This is a genomic window from Nitrospira sp. CMX1 (genome assembly GCF_054902215.1).
In genome coordinates this window covers 82426-100667 of record NZ_JBUBKD010000028.1, presented here as the reverse complement: position 1 = coordinate 100667, position 18242 = coordinate 82426, and the positions used below count along the sequence as shown (strand labels likewise).

The following is an 18242-nucleotide window of genomic DNA, read 5'->3' as shown; positions in this document are numbered from 1 at the left end:
GACTGACACCTTTGTCATAGCGATTGATATTGGCGAGCGGAGGGTACTTGAATCCTCGCTTCGAACCAGGATGGGCAATATTGCTCTTGATCCAACCGGCCGGTTCGTTACCCCACGGAAAAATCCTACCGTCCCCCCCACGTGCGGCCTTCTCCCATTCGGCTTCAGTGGGAAGCCGTTTCCCGCTCCACCGGCAAAAGGCATCGGCTTCATGCCAACTCACGTTAATCACGGGATGGAGTGCGGCCTTTTCCGGAAATGGGTTCTCCCGCCAGAACTTCGGCCAATCTGCTCCTGTCCCCAGCACGAATCTAAGATATTCAACGTTTGACACCTCGAACCGGTCGATCTTGAATGTGTCGAGATAGACTTCGTGCTGTGGCTGTTCCTGCGGACCGGCAGCTCGGTCCTTTCGCGGATCACTTCCCATGAGAAACGGTCCTGCCGGGACCAACACCATTCCCCCCGGCACCTCCATCACCCCCAACCGCTCCGCTTCATCACGTGGCGTCCACAGCGAAGGCTGCTTCGAGCTCTCATGATCAGCCCTTGCCGAGACAGCAATGAGCCATACCAGACCACACAGCACCATCACGCATGTGCGCCTCATAAAACTGACGAGTGATAGGGTCGCCCCCCGAACTTTCATCGATCCGCCCTTTAGCGCTTCTGCTTCTGGATCATCGGCTCAATCTCCTTCTGTGTCTCTTCCGTCACATTGTAACGGACATAGTCGTGTTCTAAGACCTCATTGGCGTACAGCCGCCCAGTTGGAGCCTCGACCATCAGCGTCGTTTCCAGGGTCTCTCTCGGACGCACCGTAACGGTTTGCTCAACCAGCGTCCTTACATAGGGATGCCAGAAAACCAACTTATAGGTGCCTGGAGGAACGTTGGTGATGGCAAATCGTCCCTCGTCGTCCGTCTTGGCAAAGTACGGATTGCTGACCGCCAGCCCCCAGCTCTCCATGTAGGCATGAAAACCGCACTGCATGACGAAGATTCTGCGCCCTTTGCTGAGATTCACCAATTGCTTCATTGGGGCACCGGCCATGTGCTTGTGGTACATCGCCGCATCGCTGCGATCTTTAAAGTTTCGAGGGTGCTGTGGGTTCATCGGGAGCGGAACATTGAACAGCACTCGTGCACCAAGATGAGAGGTTTCATACGCCTGAATATCATGCATGACGGGATCCATGTTGACGACCGTCACAGATTGGTCATCTCGCACGACTGTCGTGAAAGGGAGGAATAAACAGTCCTTCGCCTCAATCTGTGGAATGCCTGCCTCTTCAAACGCCTTTCCCTTTTCAATACCTTCAAGATAGACCACTGCGTCTCGAAACTCACCCCCAGTCCCGACATTAAACGGTTGTAAGATTCGCCAACCTTTCCCGTCAGAGATACGACCACAATAGAAGGGATCGGGCAACGTTGTCAGGTTATAACCTTTCGGCTTAGGAACCTGCCCCCCCAAATACACAGTCCCCATAATGCTCCCACCGTCTGAAACCGAGATTTCCTCATACGCCGCCACAGGTCCACTCAGCAAGAATATCGCCCACCCCATTAGCACCGATGTAATCCACTTCGCGTTCATTACGATCTCCTTGTTCGCCCTGATCGTTCAATCGACCGTCCATACTCAGTACCGGGACAGTAAATAAAAACACAAGTGGGGGAGCCGCATGAAACAGGCGACTCCCCCACAGATGCGATACTATCTCCGTTCCGCTATTTCATCGCAGTCGGAGTAGCTTTAGGTTGCGGTGCAAAGTCAGCCCGCTTGGCTGCGGATCCGCCAGTACCGAGTGGTTGAATCCGTGTATCACCAGCCGGCAATACCCGGAGATACCCCCACTGTCCTGACTGCGTGTAGGGTAGCCGCTGATTCGACCACACGAAGTCACCAACTTGACGGTACGGACCGCCCGCGCCGCCACGGAGGAACACATCGAGGGTTTCAGAACCGGCATACTCCACCACACTGATCATATCAGCACCAGGCATGTACGGTTCGATCGGCCACTCATGACCTTCGATTCCGAACATCCCGTTTTGCTCACTATTGGCGCCGATCACATGAATCCTGACCGCGTCACCTGCGTGCGCTTCGATCAACGGCGTCACTGGATCTTCCGGCTTGTCAACAACGCAAGGTTGGAAAATCTTCCCCAGCGAACAGCCCTGATCTTCTCGGAACTTGTACGGCTCTGCACGGTAGTTCACCGACGTCAACCCCGCGACGTTTTGCACATACGGCATGAATGCCGTCCCGATGATGTTATCCTCGTCCTGGAAGAAGAGAGCGACATCTCGGTAGTTCCGTTTCCCGACGTTCTCTGGGAGCGCCGTATCCACGATCACGTCCGCCCGCCAGGCGTTCTTCTGTGAGAGATCCGCACCGCTCACAGGGTCACGATACTGAGATCCCCGTGGACCGACAATGATCGCGCCGTACAATCCGTTCCGTGGGTTCACCACAATGTTGCCACCGTCCCACACCAAGGAAGTTGTCTCCTTGTTCGACGGATGTGCGTAATAGGTGTACTGACGCTTTTCACCTGGACCAATAGTCTGGTCGCCGCCGTTGTTGCCGACGTTCAAACCTTGGCTGTCTTTCGGATCAAAGGCCAACCCAGGCGCAAAGAATGACGCCCGACTCGCCTTCATCTTATTGGTCAAATTCACCTTAATACAGTCACCCAAATTGACGCGTAGCGTCAGCGGGTTCGGCGTCGTACCGCTGGATACCGTCGTTGCTTCTCCTTCCAGCGCGAAGATTTTGCCTTCCGGCATGGTCATTTCGATCTTCCGCTCGAAGTCCACTTCGATCGCATCCGGTGCTTTTGGATTCAACTTCATCGGGCGATCCAATGCCACCACACTGAAGTTCTTCACCGGTGCATCCGCCGGGCAGACAGAGCTCGGCGTGGCAGGAATGCTCAAAGGATTGGTTCCCTTCGGCAGAGGCATCAGGTCGGGAACTTGTTTGTCCAGGACTCGCAAGATCCCCCATCCACCTTCCGCGAAATGTGAACTTCTGCCATTGAAATGGATATAGTCACCTGGCATACCCTGAAATCCACCCGCCTTTGTGACCAAATCGTACCGCTCGGCGATTCCAACGTGAATCGAGTTCTTCCGATTGGCATCAGATGCATACCGTTCCGTGAGGAAGGTATGACCTGAGATAGTCCACACGTGGGATTCATTCATGAGCTGGTGCAACAGTCGGACAACCAAGGTGTCGCCTGTATACGCACGAATCAACGGCGTGCCAGGGTCTCCATGGACCGCGCTGCTGAATAGCTTCGAGGTATCCGGATTGTTTGACAGACGTTGTGCAAACGGAGCCGCGCGGAAATTAAAGCCGCTGCCGGTCGTATGCGTTCCACCGTTGATGTACTTATTCGGTGCGTTCAGAATCTTTTCCGGCATCTGGAACGACACGGTCTTGCCGGCTTCCAACGCCACCTCTACCGGTTGTCCTGGCGGATTACCGGCCTCGATCACGTTCACGGTGTGCGGCACCGTGTCATGGATCGATACCATCAGCTCACGGAAACTACCACTCACGCCGGCCCCGATCGGTTCGTTGCTGTGAATATCTGCGATCGGACCACTGTAGACCAACTTACCGTTCTTTGGATCATGATACGTGGATCCGAACGGTTCCACGATCGTCACGCCGAACCCGCCATGCGGCCAGGTCGTCGCACCGAAGGCGTGGTCATGCCAGAACACGGTCCCCATGTCCACGTCGACCCACCACCGATAGCGGACAAACTCTGGCGATACCAGATCACCCGCCGGGTGATTATTCTTCAGCGGTTTATAGAACGTAACCTGATTGCCCTTGATCTCCTTGATCCGGACAACCTCCTGACAGCTCTTGTCCCGCGGCAACGAAGCCGTCGGATCGTTCCCCTTCTCCAAACAATCCATACCGACCATGACTTCGGTGTTGACATGGAAGGGCGTGGCACCTGGAGCCATCTTGATCTTGAACGATTTCGCTCCAGCCTTCACTGCGCCCTCAAGCTTCGCCACCATCGGCGCCGGCAACCCATGCTTGGTCTTCTTTCCCCACATGGTGAATGGTCGGACCGACATCTCATACTCAAACCCTGAGATCACACCATCCGAGTTCCCCGTGTCGAACTGGAAGAAGTGGGGGTGGATGTTGATCTTGGACGACTGAAAGTTCGTGAAGTCGTCGTCATCCCACTCACTTGTCAGAAGCACGTCCACACAGTCATACACATTGGCACGAATGACTGCGGGGAGCTTCAGATCTTCATTCGCTCTGGTCAAACGCTCTTCTTCATGAAGCACGTAGATCAAGCCGTCCTTGTCGACCATGGCCGGCTCTTTCCCCTGCTTTTTAGCCAGAGTGATCGGCATCCGCACGAAGTGAATGTTGTAGTGCTTACGATTCGCATTATCCGGACAGAGGCTCCATCGGCCCTGCTCACCCGGCTTGGCCGGCTCGGAGGTCCGCTCGCCATTTTCATCCTGGTGAATCGGTTCCAGCCATGGCGCGCCGCTGTGGTTCGCTGAGAACGGCACACGTTTTCCGAAATGCGGTTTGAACAACGGCCACGCCATCTTGGCTGTAGTCGGATCGAACAGAATGGCAGGCCTGGTGCTGTCATCCCACTTGGCTGCCCATGAATATTTTGGATTCTGCGCGGTACTTTCCCGCTCACCGCGCGCGACATTTCCATCCCACTTCCAGTCCCACACCGTCGAATCATAGGCAAGGATCTGTCCTTTCTCGTCCTCGGTATGGCCTGGCTTTCCCTGTGCTGGAACGAACATCTCCACCCAATCCTTGATATTCACTACCACTGGATCGGACTTCCAGTTCGTTTTCTGACCCGTATTAACAATCTTAAACGTCTTTCCGAACCAATCGACCGTGGTACCGATCAACTTGTCCGAAGAGACACCAAGCTTCATTCGGCCTTGACGGTCAGGCAATTCCCGAAGATCAGGCATGCTGTCCGTGTGTGCCGCTCCCGCTTGGAGTGTATTGTAGAACCGACCATACCCCCACATCCCGGCCACATAGTGGTGGGCCACATGGCAGTGATAGAGAAACTCCCCTGCCAAATGCTGACAACCGCCGCCACCACATTCAGGCTCAAGATCCAATGCTTCTGATGGCCCGATAACTTCCACATCCACACGATCCGACTTCGTTCTCACGATCGGATACTTCACCGGCCCATCCGCACCCATCGCCCAAAGATTGTTGGGCTCGGTGCCTGGGCTCCGCTGCCACCGAATTGTTCCACTATGAGGATGATGGGAATGGAACACCTCTGAACCACCATGAACAACCCGCCACTTAACCGGGTCGCCTAAGTAGCCACGGGCGATCGTGGTCGGCGTATCGCCGAACGTATAGGAGCTATAGGCCATCGATTCATCTTCAAACCCGAAATACTCGTGCTGGAGATGCATCTGATCGATCCCGAACGGCTCACTGCGATAGTTGATCGCACGACCACCGGGACGATAGGCGTCCGTCAGCGGATCACGCTGAGGGAGAAAGTCACCCTTCTTGTTCAGTGGGCGGAATGCTTCGTCGCCGATTTCATGATAGAAGAGCACAAACTCACGAAAATCCGGTCCTGACCCGTTATCAATATTGACCTGCCAGCCACTCTTCACCTCTGGTGCAGGCCCCCCACTTCCCAACGCATCAACATACTTGGAACCCTTCGGCTCCACAACAAAAGCCCCGAAGAGCCCCAACACCGTCAGTTCGCGGTCATGGCTGAAGGAGTGAAACTGGCGCACCCCCTCCTGCATCTGCGGATGAAGATACCATTCAAACTCTTGCGCCTTGCCCGGCGCCACGATGGAATCGGGGTTCGTCGTGGTGGCTGGTTTCCCAGTCGAGGCCACGACCATGCTGGACGCCTGGATGAAGAGACTCCCATCCTCTCCTTCCATTTGATTACGCAGTGTCATCCTCACGCAATCCCCAGGGTTTGCCCGCATGACGAGCGGCTGAATCACATCACCTTGCAATCCGGTGGTGACGGCACCTGGGTCATATCCGTCCTTTTCCCGTGCCTCCTTGTTTTTTGCTTCTTCTGCACGGGCCTTGGGAAGATCTTCCGTCAACACATACATATAGCCCGGGTAAAAATCGAGCCAACGGTTCAAGGTGATTTCGATATTGACCATCGACACATCGAACTGTTTAGTTGGTACTCCGGCAGGACACTTCCCGCCCGAGCTCAAAACCGGTTCACCCTTTCCAGCATCCGTCATGAGGAGGAAGCTGCTTCCATCCTGCCCCATGTACTGATGCATCATCGACATACCGTTGAACCCGCCGGAAGTTTGCTGAGCCTTCGCATCCTGCTGAGCCTGTACTTCCAGCTTCTCCATCAACCGGTGATGCTGCAACTCCATCTTTTGCGCACTGTCCGCGCGCCCCTCGATGGCATTCTCAACAACCGTCTGCCCCTTCAACTGCTGGGCCCAGCCCGGCATTGCCACCGGCGTCGCATGCCCCCCATGAGGAGCAACCCCCGACTCGGCAGCAAACAATCCCGGCGCCGCAATCAGACCCCCAGCAAACAACACTGCCTGGAGCATCCGCGCGATACCTGATCGCTTCGGTCCTTTAAGAGGTTTAAATAAAGAAACTCCCATACTTGGCCTCCCCTCGCTTAAGTCTGCGCTATTGCGCAGACAGTTACACTCCGTGAGTGGTCCACAACTCCCTAGCACACCCTACTAACCGTTGACTCTGCTTTCACGTGAGTAATTTTGACTCCACGCATTCCACGATAGATACGTGTTCTCTTCTAATTTACAGTGACCACACTCTCCCATGCTCCCAGAGCTCAGCTTAATCATCAGTCGCCCTTGGACATCAAGTCTGAAACTCATATTCAGCCCATGCCACAATATGGGGGGCACTTAAATTTTAAATAGAACACTCTACTGCGTCAGATTATGCAGAAAGAAGTCAACGGAAGAATTCATCCCTCGCGCTGCAAAGGAGGATTGGGGAGAGGCATTACAAAACATCGCGGCATTATCCTATCAGATTTTGCCTTTCGATGAGTTTAGAACGAAGAACCCACACACTTTGGCCTCCCCTCGCTTCCGTCTTTCTCTTTTCTGCTGAATAGACGCCTTACTCAATTAGCAGTTTCAGGCGGACAAAAGTCCACATTAACGCGCGTCTTCAGGCGCGCATATGTTCGTTCTATTTTTTAAAAATGTCAAGACTCATTTTCGACTCATCATCAGATCCGATGACGTCTTAAGCACGAAGAAGATCATGAATGCTTAACCGGCCTCCGAACTTGGATCCGGCCCTATTCACTGGAGAGTGAAGAGCTGGTGAAGGTTTCCTTCTTACGAAGGAATGGGTCATTCGGAGGCCGGTCCAAAATCACCCAACCCCTCACCAGCACTTCAATACGTAAGCAATAGCCGTACCATTTCAAATCAAATGGCATTGGCGACAGAAATTATCTACCGCCAATTCATAGGTCGGAAAACATTTTCACTCGCAAAAGCAGATACTTTAGCGTATGAACTCTTGCGAATAAATTGATAACGCTCAAGGTCTATATGAGTACGGTTTTATGAAATCTGACAGTGATAACGTCTAACCAGCTAGACAACATCAGCCTCAGAAGTGGGGCATGATGGGACATATCGAGGTGCCAAGTTTCATGTATTTCTATCAGGCAAACACCGTGCCGACGTGGTAGGAGTTGGATTGCAATAGTAAATGGTAGCAAAGAATTGCAAACTCACTGCGATTGAAGACATGCTATATGAGAACCGACTGGGAGCAGAGAATTCTCAGTGTCCTCCAGCAAAGAACTTTCCGAGATCATGGTACTCCTTGACCATTGGCTCCTGGCCAATGGTCTCCCTACAAAGAGCCATGGGACTTGCCATTGCTGATTTCAGTCTTCTCACTCTTGCAGTACTCATAACATTATTATTGAATCCAACGGCTGGAAAGGCATGGGAAACATCGCCTGATGAACACATCGCGGCACTGGCTCGCAGTTCTCCCATGACCACCGTCCCTGAGGGTCATTTTTTGATGGGAACGGCGAAGGCCGGCCAAGACCTGTTCAGCCTAGATCTCCCGTACGATGACACAGAACAGCCGCAGCGCCTGGTCTGGCTTGACCAGTTTGCAATCGATCGCGATGAGATCAGTCTTGGCGAATTCCTACGCTGGCTCCACCGGCAGCACCGTCCCATTTCTCGCGACTTGCGTAAATTGATCGAGCACATGATCACCGTCCATGCCGTACAGCCTGAGACACTAACCCGCTGGCCTGCTCTCTATGTCACCTGGGCTGAGGCGTCCGATTTTTGCCGCAGCCAGGGCAAACGTCTCCCGAGCGAGGCGGAATGGGAAAAAGCCGCCCGAGGCGACAAAGGCAACCTCTTTCCCTGGGGGCCGAAACCTCCCGCTCCTGGCTTGGCCATGTTCGGCCAGTACCATGTGCATGAGATTCCTATCGTCGCATCAGTGGAAAGTGGTGAAGAGGGACGAAGTCCCTATGGCCTGCATCACATGGCGGGCAATGCCGCCGAGTGGGTCGACGATTGGTTTGGGATCGACTACTATGCAACCATGCCTGACCGTAACCCACATGGAGTGAAGCATGGCCGTTACAAAGTTGTGCGAGGAGGGTCATGGAAGAGCGCTCCGACGTTGCTGCGAACCGCAACCAGAAGCGGGGCGTCGCCGGAACAGCGCGCCGCCACCATTGGGTTTCGCTGCGTTAAATCTGTCCGCCAATGAAGAGGAAAAGAGCTGCCTTATGACGATGCTGATGATTCGATGCTCCATTCTCATGTTTCTGCTTGCGCTCGGTCTTACCTCAAGCGCCATCCCCACTCATGCCGATGTGACTGAGAAAACCGATGACACCGAATGGAAACTCTACACCAACGCCCGATTTGGGTTCTCCATTCGTTATCCGGATGGGTGGCGCTTCGGCAACCCAATGCCGGACGGAGTCGGTGTGATACTGTACCCTCCTATTGAACAGAGCCTCGTTGCTGTATCCGGCCATATGAATGTGATCAGCGGGAGCAGCCCTGAAGGCAGGCAGACGCTCGACGAGTTCGCCTCAGCCCACCATCGCATCATCACAGACATCTACGGAAAGAAACAGATTATGCTCCGATGGCAACCGGATCAGGAGCGATCTCTTGCAGGATTCCCAGGGAAAGAGCTTGTCTTCACATATACGGACGACAAGGATGGAGAGATCATCGAACACCACATCTTCTCGTTGGGTCGGAACGAAGGACGAGGCATACGCGTCAAAGTTCCGCGTTCAGCTGAGGATCGGGTCATGCCGACAATCAGAAAGATGCTGGAGACGTACCAGCCTGGGCGAGATCAGAATGCGGTAAGTCCACTTGTGCCGAAATAACCACTCTTATCAGCCAGCCCACTAAGGCAGGCGTTCAAAAACGTCGCCAGCAAGGCCACAGCCGAGGAAAGCACCGGAGGCGTAGCTTCAGAGCTACGTTGAGGATGCATTCGAGGTGAGAACGCAACTCGCGGCGCTTTTTCAACGCCTGCTACGCGCCGCCGTCCTTCATGGCCAGCAGATGTTTCATCGCCTCCTTGACTGCAGCCCTGGCCTTCACGGCCGGATTCAAGCTGGCGCCTGGATCAACCTTATCCCCCATCTCAGCCACCCGTGTGCAGTGCTTGATCGCATCCTGCAAGTGTGGCACGGCTTCCTTACCGTGAGCATCAGCCGAGGGCAATGCCTTGAGAATGGCCTGAGCTTGTTTCGCGATTTCGGCACAGTGATGCAAGATTGCATGCCCGTCGCCCATCCCACCATGCATGACCATCTCTTCAGCATCTCTGACCATGGCTTTGCCTTGATCTTGGATTTCCCTTGAGGATGCTGCCGAGGCAGCCGTGTCTCCCATCAAAGCCCCACAGAGGAGGACTCCTCCAATCACGACCGCCATCAACCGTGCAAAGTGCTTTGACATCACTTCACCGGCTGGCCCGTCTCGAAGAGAAAATCGACGGTGAATGCCTCATTGGGTTTTACCGTGATCTCACGCTCTTGGATCCCAAGAATTGGATGCCAAGCCTTGATACGATAGGTCCCAACCGGAAGATCGCCGATCGTGAACGCCCCATTAGGACCAGTCACGGCATAGTAGGGATTATCGATGGCATATCCCCAATTTTGCATGTAGGGATGCATGCCGCACTGCATCGTGAACACCTTCCTCCCCTTGACCAGCTGAACCATGTCGGTTGTTCCACTCACATGCAACGCCGGCCGATGAAGGACGATATCCACCCCGGATTGATCGTACGCATACCCTTGGATGTCATGGGACACCGGATCTCGATTAAACACCGTAACCCGACGCTTGTCGCTGACCACGGTGACAAACGGCAGGAACTGGCAGAGACTCGCTTCCACTTCGGCATCGGCAAAGGCAAACGGCTTGCCTTTCTCGACGCCCTCGATGACGACCACGACATCCTTGAGACCACCATCCTGGCCGACATTGACTTCCTTCAGGAAGCGATGTCCCTTTCCGTCTGAAAGAGTCGCGCAATACTCGCGGTCATAGTAGCGACGTAGCTCGAAGGCTTTCGGCTCCGGCACGGTTCCCGTAAACGTGATCTTGCCTTGCACTGTTGCCCCATTTATCACGGTCCCTGACTCATACGCCCAGGCATCCGTTTGAAACCCGACCACTATGACCATGGACGCACAAATTGCGAGACAGAGCCCCGCCGAGATAATTCGTTTCATCCCAATCCCTCCTGCATCACTGATTATTCGAAGTCGGTTGCATGTTTGCGGGTGGACTGGCTGGATCCAATCGCTGTGGCAGCTCGAACAAGAATCGAGACTGTTCGGTAAAGATCAACCGGCGAAACTCCTCCGACCATTCTCCCTGCTTGCTCACGGTCTTCATCGGAAACCGCTGAACCTTGGTCACCCACCGATAGTATTGCCGAGTTTCCCCCTCTTCTGCAACTGTGACCTCGAACAGCTCCGTCGGATACCCGTTGAGCATTTCGTCTCCCACAAATTCGCGCGAGATTTCGCCCGGCATCCTCTCGCTCACCTCTAACCGATGGTCATTCGCGATTGGCTCTTCCAGATAGAGTCGCCGCTTGGAGAAGATCAACCAGGCCGTGCCACGATCCACTCGGACGATGATCACGCTGGCCCCTCGCTGAGGTATGGAAAACTCGAATCGCCAACGATCGTCTTTGGCGTTGACGTGCGCCATCACCACGGACTTCCCTCGCTTGACGATCCGATCCCCTGAAAAATCGAGCGCCGTGGCGGACTCCGGCAGACTGCCGACGGACATCGACAGGAGCCAAACCAAGAACAAGCCAATCGAGACAGGCCGTGCTCGCGCTTCCATCAGCTCTTTTACCGTATGGCTGAGCTGGGTTCAAGCTATCATTTACTGACGACAAATGAACGGGGGAACCCAGCTCTCCCGAGCCGGATTCCCCCGCCTGTTACGTCTCCACGTCGGTATTCTACTTGGCTTTCGCCTTCATAGACACCGGGAGGGACTTTGCTGAAGACTTACCCTCGGCATGTTGTGTAGCCGGAGCCTTGCCGCTCAGCGGTAGGATCGCACGACTGTCTCGGTCCAGGACCTTCAGCATTCCCCAATGTCCGGCATCAAGATAGCCCGGACGCTGGTTCAGCCAGAGATAGTCACCGGGAATCCCGTTCGGTCCGCCGGCTCCGCCGTGCAGCCAGGCATTGATGACTTCGGACCCACCGAACTCCATGGTGCTCACGAGGTCCGCCCCGTTGATGTACGGTTCATGCTTCCATTCATGACCCGACACACTGAAGAGTTGCACCTGTTCACTGAAGGCACCCAGCACATGAATGACAACCGAATCTCCGACGTGCGCGGCGATCGTCGGCGTCACCGGCTGGTCACCCGTCTTTACACAGGCTAACACTTCACTGTAGGCACAGCCCTTCTCGGTACGGTAATCGGTCGGCTCCGACCGATAGTTCACCGCCGTCACACCGGCCACCTTTTGGATGTACGGCATAAAGCTGGTCCCGATGATATTATCTTCGTCCTGGAACAGGAGCGCAAACGAGCGGTAGTTCTGCCGCTTTTCGTTTCCTGACACCGTCCGATCGACCATCACATCCGCTCTCCACGAGCTCTTCTGGCCCACATCCTCGCCGGTCACCGGATCGCGATACTGCGATCCCTTCGGACCGATGATGACGGCACCAAAGAGTCCGTTCCGCGGATTCTCGATCACGTTCCCCCAGTCCTGAATCAGAGCCGAGTTCTCCCCGAACTCCGGATGAGCGTAGAACGTATAGGTCTTACTCTGCCCCGGCGCGACCGTCTGATCGCCGGGATTGTTGCCCGCATTGATGCCCATGGACTCCTTCGGATCATAGGCGAGATTATCCACGTGGAACCCTGCGCGGTCTTTGGCCATCTCGTTCTTCAGATTGACCTTGATGCAGTCACCGACGTTCACGTGGAGCGTCAATGGGCTTGGCTCAAGGTTGCCCGACGCGACTTTGGTCTTTTCGCCTTCGAGCACGTACATCTTCCCGCTTTCGTTCCCCAGCACCATTTTACGCTCCAGGTCGACTTCCATCGTCCCGGGCGTCCCCTTGTTGTAGCGGATCGCCTTGTCGATGGCCGAGACGTTGAAGCTCTTCACTGGTGCATCAGCCGGACAGACCGACTTGGCCGACTGCGGAATCTCACTGCGCCCCGGGAGCGGCTTGAGTGTCGCATCCGCCTTGTCCAGAACTCGGACGATTCCCCAGCTGCCTTCGACGAAATGCGAGGCCCGACCACTATAGTACAGGTAGTCGCCCGCCATCTGTTGCGGTCCGCCGGCGGCCGGAATGGCTGCATCGTACCGTTCCCCGATCACCACGTGCAGCGAGCTGCGCGGGATGGAGTTCTTGCTATACCGCTCCATCGGGAACCAGTGACCGCTGATGTGCCAGGAATGCACTTCGTTGGCTGACGTTTCCAGCAATCTGACCACCACTGGATCACCCAGATAAGCCCGCAGCATCAGCGTATCCGGATCTCCATGAATCCGGCTGCTGAACAACTGCGACGGATCGGGGTTGTTGGCTAAGCGGACAGACAAGGGCTCTACCCGCATATTGTACCCGCCACCGGTCGTTGCTTCCCCGCCGTTCAAGAACTTCATCGGCGAGAGGTTCAATTTAGCTGGATAGACCGCCGACGGTGTCCCATCGACGGAAATGGCATTGACCCTCGCTTGTGGATTGTCGGCCGTAATTAATTCCGCCGCCCGAGGGTTGGAATCCATGACATGTGTCACGATCTCACGGAAAGACCCCTTGATATGAGCGGACACTGGTTCGGTCGTGTGAATATCCGCAACAGGGCCGCTTCTGATTTCCTTACCCGTGACTGGATCATGATAGGTCGATCGCGGCGGCTCCGTGATGAATGAGGCATACTGCCCATGCCCCCACGAATCGAGTCCATACACATGGTCATGCCAGAACGTGGTGCCGAAATCAGCGTCCACATACCAGCGCTCGCGGATCCACTCGACCGAGGCAATCTCACCCTTCTTGTGCGCATGCAACAACGGCCGCTCAAAGGTAATCGTATTGCCCTGGATCTTGCTGATACGAGCTGACTCGAATCCATTCACTTCATCCATCCCCACGCCCAGCTCTGTCCTGACGTGGAACTTTGACGCATCCTTGACCTTGATGCTGGTCGCCCCCTTGGCGGCATCGGCCTCGATCGTGGTGTTCATCGGGACCGGCATACCCTTACCAGGGTGCTCGTTCTTCAAGATTGTGAACGGACGGAGCGACATCTCATACGAGAAGCCGATGATAGGACCATCGGAGGCTTGTGTGTCGAACTGGAACATGTGCGGATGCAGGTTCGTCTTGCTGGAGAACCCCTGCCGTGCATCATCTTTCAGTTCGCTCTTATAGACGACGTCGACACAGTCCTGCACGTTTCCGCGAATGACCAACGGAAACTGCTTCGCTCGATTCTTCCGGACCTCAGCTTCCTCTTCATGCAACACATAGAGTAAGCCGTCCGGATCGACGATCGCCGGCGTCTTGGCCGTCGCTGCCTTCAGGGTAATCGGCAAGGTGATCGCATGGATATTGAATTTCTTGACCGGCGCCCCTTCCGGACAGAGGCTCCATGGTCCCTGCTCTCCCGGCCTCGGCGGCTCGGTCGAGTTGCTGCCGTCATCCCGCCGATGAATCGGCTCCAACCAGGGCGCACCGCTGTGGCTCGGCGAGAACGGTACTCGTCTGCCGAGATGCGGACGCAGCCACGGCCACGACAGTTTTCCGCTTCGCGGATCGAAGAGAATATCCTGCCGCTTTCCGGGAGTCGTCGACTTATAGTTCACCCATTCGTACGACGTTTCAGGTTCCGAGAGGGCCTTGGATCCGTCCCAGGCCCAGTCATTGACCGTCGAGTCATAGGCCAGAGTCTGCTCCTTTTCCGTGTTCTTATGTCCTGGTTTGCCCTGCGGCGGCACCTGCATCTCAACCCAATCCTTGATGGAGACCTTGGCCGGATTGGCTTTCCAATCCGTCTTGTCCTTGGTAATCTCGAATTTCTTGCCACCATACCAATCGACCATCGTCCCCACGAGCTTATCGCTCGCGACACCGGCCCTCATACGACCGGCGCGATCCGGCAACTCAACCAGGGGTTTCATCACATCGGTCTGGAACCCCGGCGTCTGCAGGGTGTTGTACACCCGCCAGAATCCCCACATGCCCGTGACATAGTGCTGTGGGATGTGGCAGTGGAACACAAACTCGCCAGCCAATGCCTGCAACCCTCCTGAACCGCCCTCGATGACCTGATCATAAATCTCCGTCGGCCCAATGGACTGCACGTCGAGACGATCAGAGGTATCGCTGATGAGCGGGAACTTCACCGGGCCATTACTGGAGGCCGCGAAGTCCAGGTTGCTGTTCCCCGGTTGGCGTGCCCAGCGGATAGACCCCCCGTGCAGGTGGTGTGAATGCACGATTTCCGACCCACCCGCCATCCGGAACTTAGCCGGATCGCCCATGTAGGAGCGGGGGATGGTTGTGGCTGGATCGCCGAAGGTATACGAGCCATAGGCCATGGACTCATCGCCATAGAACCCCATGTGCGCCTGGAGCTCGATACGTGTGCCGTGTGGCTCACTGCGATAGTTCAACAAACGCGCTCCCGGCCGATACGAGTCGGTGTGAGGATCGCGCTGCGGCAACATCTCGCCCTTCTTGTTCAAGATGCGAAACGCTTCATCTCCTGCCTCATGATAGAAAATCGCGAATTCGCGGAAGTCCGCCCCGTTCGGATCTTCAATCATGGCCTCCCAGCCGCTGGCCATCGGCTTCCCATCGAACGGGCTGAGATACCGTGAGCCTCGTGGCTCAACGACCAACATGCCGATCAACCCGAGATTGAACTGTTCGCGTGAGGCATGCGACCGGAGAAACCGTGCGCCCTCTTGTGTGTCCGGCTTAATGTACCATTCAAAACTCTGTTCTTTCCCCGCCGCCACGGTCGTATCAGGATTCGACGGAGTCGCCGGCTTGCCGGTGGAAGAAACCACCATCGACGAACCGTTGATGACGAGGTTCGTCGGCTCATCAGCGATCCGGTTGTGGAGCGTCATCTTGAGGCAATCACCCTGATTCGCCCGGATGACCAGCGGTTGGATCACGTCACCCTGCAACCCGTTCGACACAGCCCCGGGATCATTCTCCTTCTCCCGCGCCTCTTTGTTGGCCGTTTCCTCGGCCCTCGCCTTGTCCAGGTTTTCGTTCAGGACATACATATACCCTGGAAAGTAATCAAGGAACCGACTCAGCGTGACTTCAACATTAATCGCCGAAACGTGGTATTCCTTGACTGGCGCATTTGCCGGGCATCGCTGCCCGTTGGTGACCGAGACTTTGTCCGGATCATCCGCCACCAACAGCACACCCTGTTGCATCATGTGGCCATTGGCACCGGTGCTATAGCCACCCTTTTTGCCGATGAATTCCTGCTGCCGCTTGATTTCGTCCATCATGCGGTCGTGAAGGACTGCCCCACCCTCACGATAGATCACCTTTTTCGCAGACGCTTGCTCCGCGCTGCCCTGGTGACCATGATGCTCAGCAGCCCATGCCATCGGTGTGATGGCGAGACCGCTCGTTAACACCAGGCTGAAAAGCTGTCGCAATGCGCCAGCTCTCTTCAGCCTCCTCTTTTGTTGAAAATGGCTAGACCTCATAACTCGGCCTCCCCCTTCCTCATTAAGTATTGTGAACACCTAACACACAACTCGCACGTGCTCTTCGATCCGGCCCCTGATCATCATGCCAAACGCTGGAATGAGAATCGGCCTCCAAACCACCCACCGGCCTTGCCTCTCAGGAGGGTTAAGAGCTGGTGAAGGGTTCCTTCTTGCGAAGGAATAGGTCATTCGGAGGCCGGTCCAAAATCACCCAGACCCTCACCAGCGAGGCTGTGCTAGCGCAAGTGTCGTGCCTTGTTACAGGAAAGGGCATACGGATAAGAAAGATGCAGGTATGGGAAGAACTTCTTTGATCTCCAGCTATACGCTTTGTGTGTAGCGCTGTGGGAATCTCTTCTTAAGAATGGGACATGATTTCCAAGGTTGGTTTTGACAAATCGAGAATAATCAATACATTACACTGTCCACTTCATTGGACGCCTGCCAGCTGAGAGTTGGGGTGCAATGGGACACATTGCACCATCAAGCTGCAAAGGAAGCGATGTGCGACCATTGTGATTGGTAAGAACTACTGGAAGCGTCTCTGCCAAGCTGGCCAGATTCGTCGAAAAAAATCCTGGCAGATCTAGAAGAAAACCAAGCTGGCGTAGGTCACCGTGGAGTTATACTGGTCGGTGATTCCCCGATCATAACGGAGGACCTGGCCCTTCTCAGCCTGGACCAATCGCAACAGACAGTAGATCGGTGAAAAACCGGAGATGCGACGCTGGTCGTTTTCTCTCTGGATGTACGCAGCGAACTCCTCCGGCTTGAGTTCTTCCGCGTGCTTCAGCATTTCTAAGTCCCTCTGCATGGAACGATGGAACGAAAAATCGGTGGGTGGCGCATTATCGCCGTAACGCAGGCCGAGATGAGACAATTCTCCTGCCGCAACCACACAGACCGTCTTTCCAGATTCAGTAATGATATCCCGAAGAGCCGTGAGAAATCGCTCAACGGAGTGCTGAACAGTCGTATCTTTTAAACTGGATGCCGAAAATGAGGAGAGAATCGGAACAATCGTGAAGGGCTTGTTGACCGCCGTCTGGAGAAACGGCAGCTGAAATTCGATTGCATGCTCGGACTGATGCGCGATTTCTTCTTCCACGCACGCTGGCACCACAGCTTTGAGGCGACTTACGATCTGTTGGTCCGTTGAAATCATCCCAAGTGGTGTCTCAAAATCTTTCTCCGTCACGGCAAACAGGTTCTCAAGACCGGCATGGGCGGTGCCGATGATCACATAGACATCCGGCTGCTGACATTCTTGTAGTTCTTTGTATCCCCACGCATAGACCGGCCCTGCCTGCTTGAGATCGTAGGTGGGCACCACAAGCCCTTTGATCAACTTCCCTTTATTTTCAGACGGTTTAAAATCAGGTCCCTCACTTGAGGTGAAGAATCCGTCGATTTGCTTCCGCAGCTTGGCCCCATCGGCCTCATAACTCCGTCCGGCGAAAACTGCGGGACGGAACGGCCGTTGTCGATACTCGACCCGAGCCTGTTGCCGTGCCGTCTCAGTCTTGGGACCTTCCAGAAACAGCTTTTCGTCCAAGTCCGCGACCAACTGCTCGACTTTGCTCGGGAGCAGAAACTCGCCGAATCGTTTCAGGTACAACGCACCGATATCCTGGATGGAGTGTTCTCCATCAAAATGCTGCACGATAAAAAAGAAGTTGAGCGGCAGCACCAGCTTTTCTTGACTCAGCCCGCTTGGGTCCCAGAGCACGACCAGCTGATCCTCCCCTTGCTTGATGGGTGAGAACTGGAGATTTCTGAGAACCGGATACTGGACGGAATCTTTGGTGATACCAGACATCATGGCGGGACACATTGTAGGGGACGGACTAGCGCAGCTGCAACCACCAGAGTTGGTTGCTCTGGCTCATGTGGTTCTTCGCCTTGATTTG

10 protein-coding genes are annotated in these 18242 nt (G+C 55.1%); 2 read left to right on the top strand and 8 right to left on the bottom strand.

Going from position 1 to position 18242, the window contains the following annotated elements; genetic code table 11:
• From ACYX34_RS08015 to ACYX34_RS08005, 3 genes are all read right to left on the bottom strand, one after another.
• Positions 1-649: formylglycine-generating enzyme family protein (locus ACYX34_RS08015; protein ID WP_462076029.1), on the bottom strand; the 649-nt coding region annotated here is incomplete at its 3' end.
• An 11-nt stretch (positions 650-660) separates the two neighbouring features.
• A complete protein-coding gene (locus ACYX34_RS08010; RefSeq protein WP_462076028.1) occupies positions 661-1599 on the bottom strand; it encodes a carboxypeptidase regulatory-like domain-containing protein in 939 nt (312 codons plus the stop codon).
• Positions 1600-1733: 134 nt separating this feature from the next.
• On the bottom strand, positions 1734-6677 hold the full coding sequence (locus tag ACYX34_RS08005; RefSeq protein ID WP_462076027.1) for a hypothetical protein: 4944 nt from the start codon (positions 6675-6677) through the stop codon (positions 1734-1736).
• Between the two features lie 1255 nt (positions 6678-7932).
• Here ACYX34_RS08005 and ACYX34_RS08000 point away from each other — a divergent pair.
• Complete coding sequence (locus tag ACYX34_RS08000) at positions 7933-8811, top strand: formylglycine-generating enzyme family protein (RefSeq protein ID WP_462076026.1); 879 nt, start codon at positions 7933-7935, stop codon at positions 8809-8811.
• Between the two features lie 19 nt (positions 8812-8830).
• Positions 8831-9451, top strand: coding sequence for a DcrB/PsbP domain-containing protein (locus ACYX34_RS07995; RefSeq protein ID WP_462076025.1), 621 nt, complete (start codon positions 8831-8833; stop codon positions 9449-9451).
• 151 nt (positions 9452-9602) lie between these two features.
• Here ACYX34_RS07995 and ACYX34_RS07990 read toward each other — a convergent pair whose 3' ends face one another.
• The 5 genes from ACYX34_RS07990 to amrB form a co-directional block, all read right to left on the bottom strand.
• The gene (locus ACYX34_RS07990; RefSeq protein ID WP_462076024.1) at positions 9603-10031 is read right to left on the bottom strand and encodes a hypothetical protein; all 429 of its coding nucleotides are present in this window, start codon (positions 10029-10031) and stop codon (positions 9603-9605) included.
• Positions 10031-10816, bottom strand: coding sequence for a carboxypeptidase regulatory-like domain-containing protein (locus ACYX34_RS07985; RefSeq protein WP_462076023.1), 786 nt, complete (start codon positions 10814-10816; stop codon positions 10031-10033). Before ACYX34_RS07985 ends, ACYX34_RS07990 begins: the two co-directional genes overlap by 1 nt.
• A gap of 16 nt (positions 10817-10832) precedes the next feature.
• Positions 10833-11444 (bottom strand): hypothetical protein, encoded by a 612-nt coding sequence (locus tag ACYX34_RS07980; RefSeq protein ID WP_462076022.1) that lies wholly within the window; start codon positions 11442-11444, stop codon positions 10833-10835.
• A gap of 121 nt (positions 11445-11565) precedes the next feature.
• Positions 11566-16329, bottom strand: coding sequence for a multicopper oxidase domain-containing protein (locus ACYX34_RS07975; protein ID WP_462076021.1), 4764 nt, complete (start codon positions 16327-16329; stop codon positions 11566-11568).
• Between the two features lie 589 nt (positions 16330-16918).
• On the bottom strand, positions 16919-18154 hold the full coding sequence (amrB, locus tag ACYX34_RS07970; protein ID WP_462076020.1) for an AmmeMemoRadiSam system protein B: 1236 nt from the start codon (positions 18152-18154) through the stop codon (positions 16919-16921).
• Positions 18155-18242 lie beyond the last annotated feature (88 nt).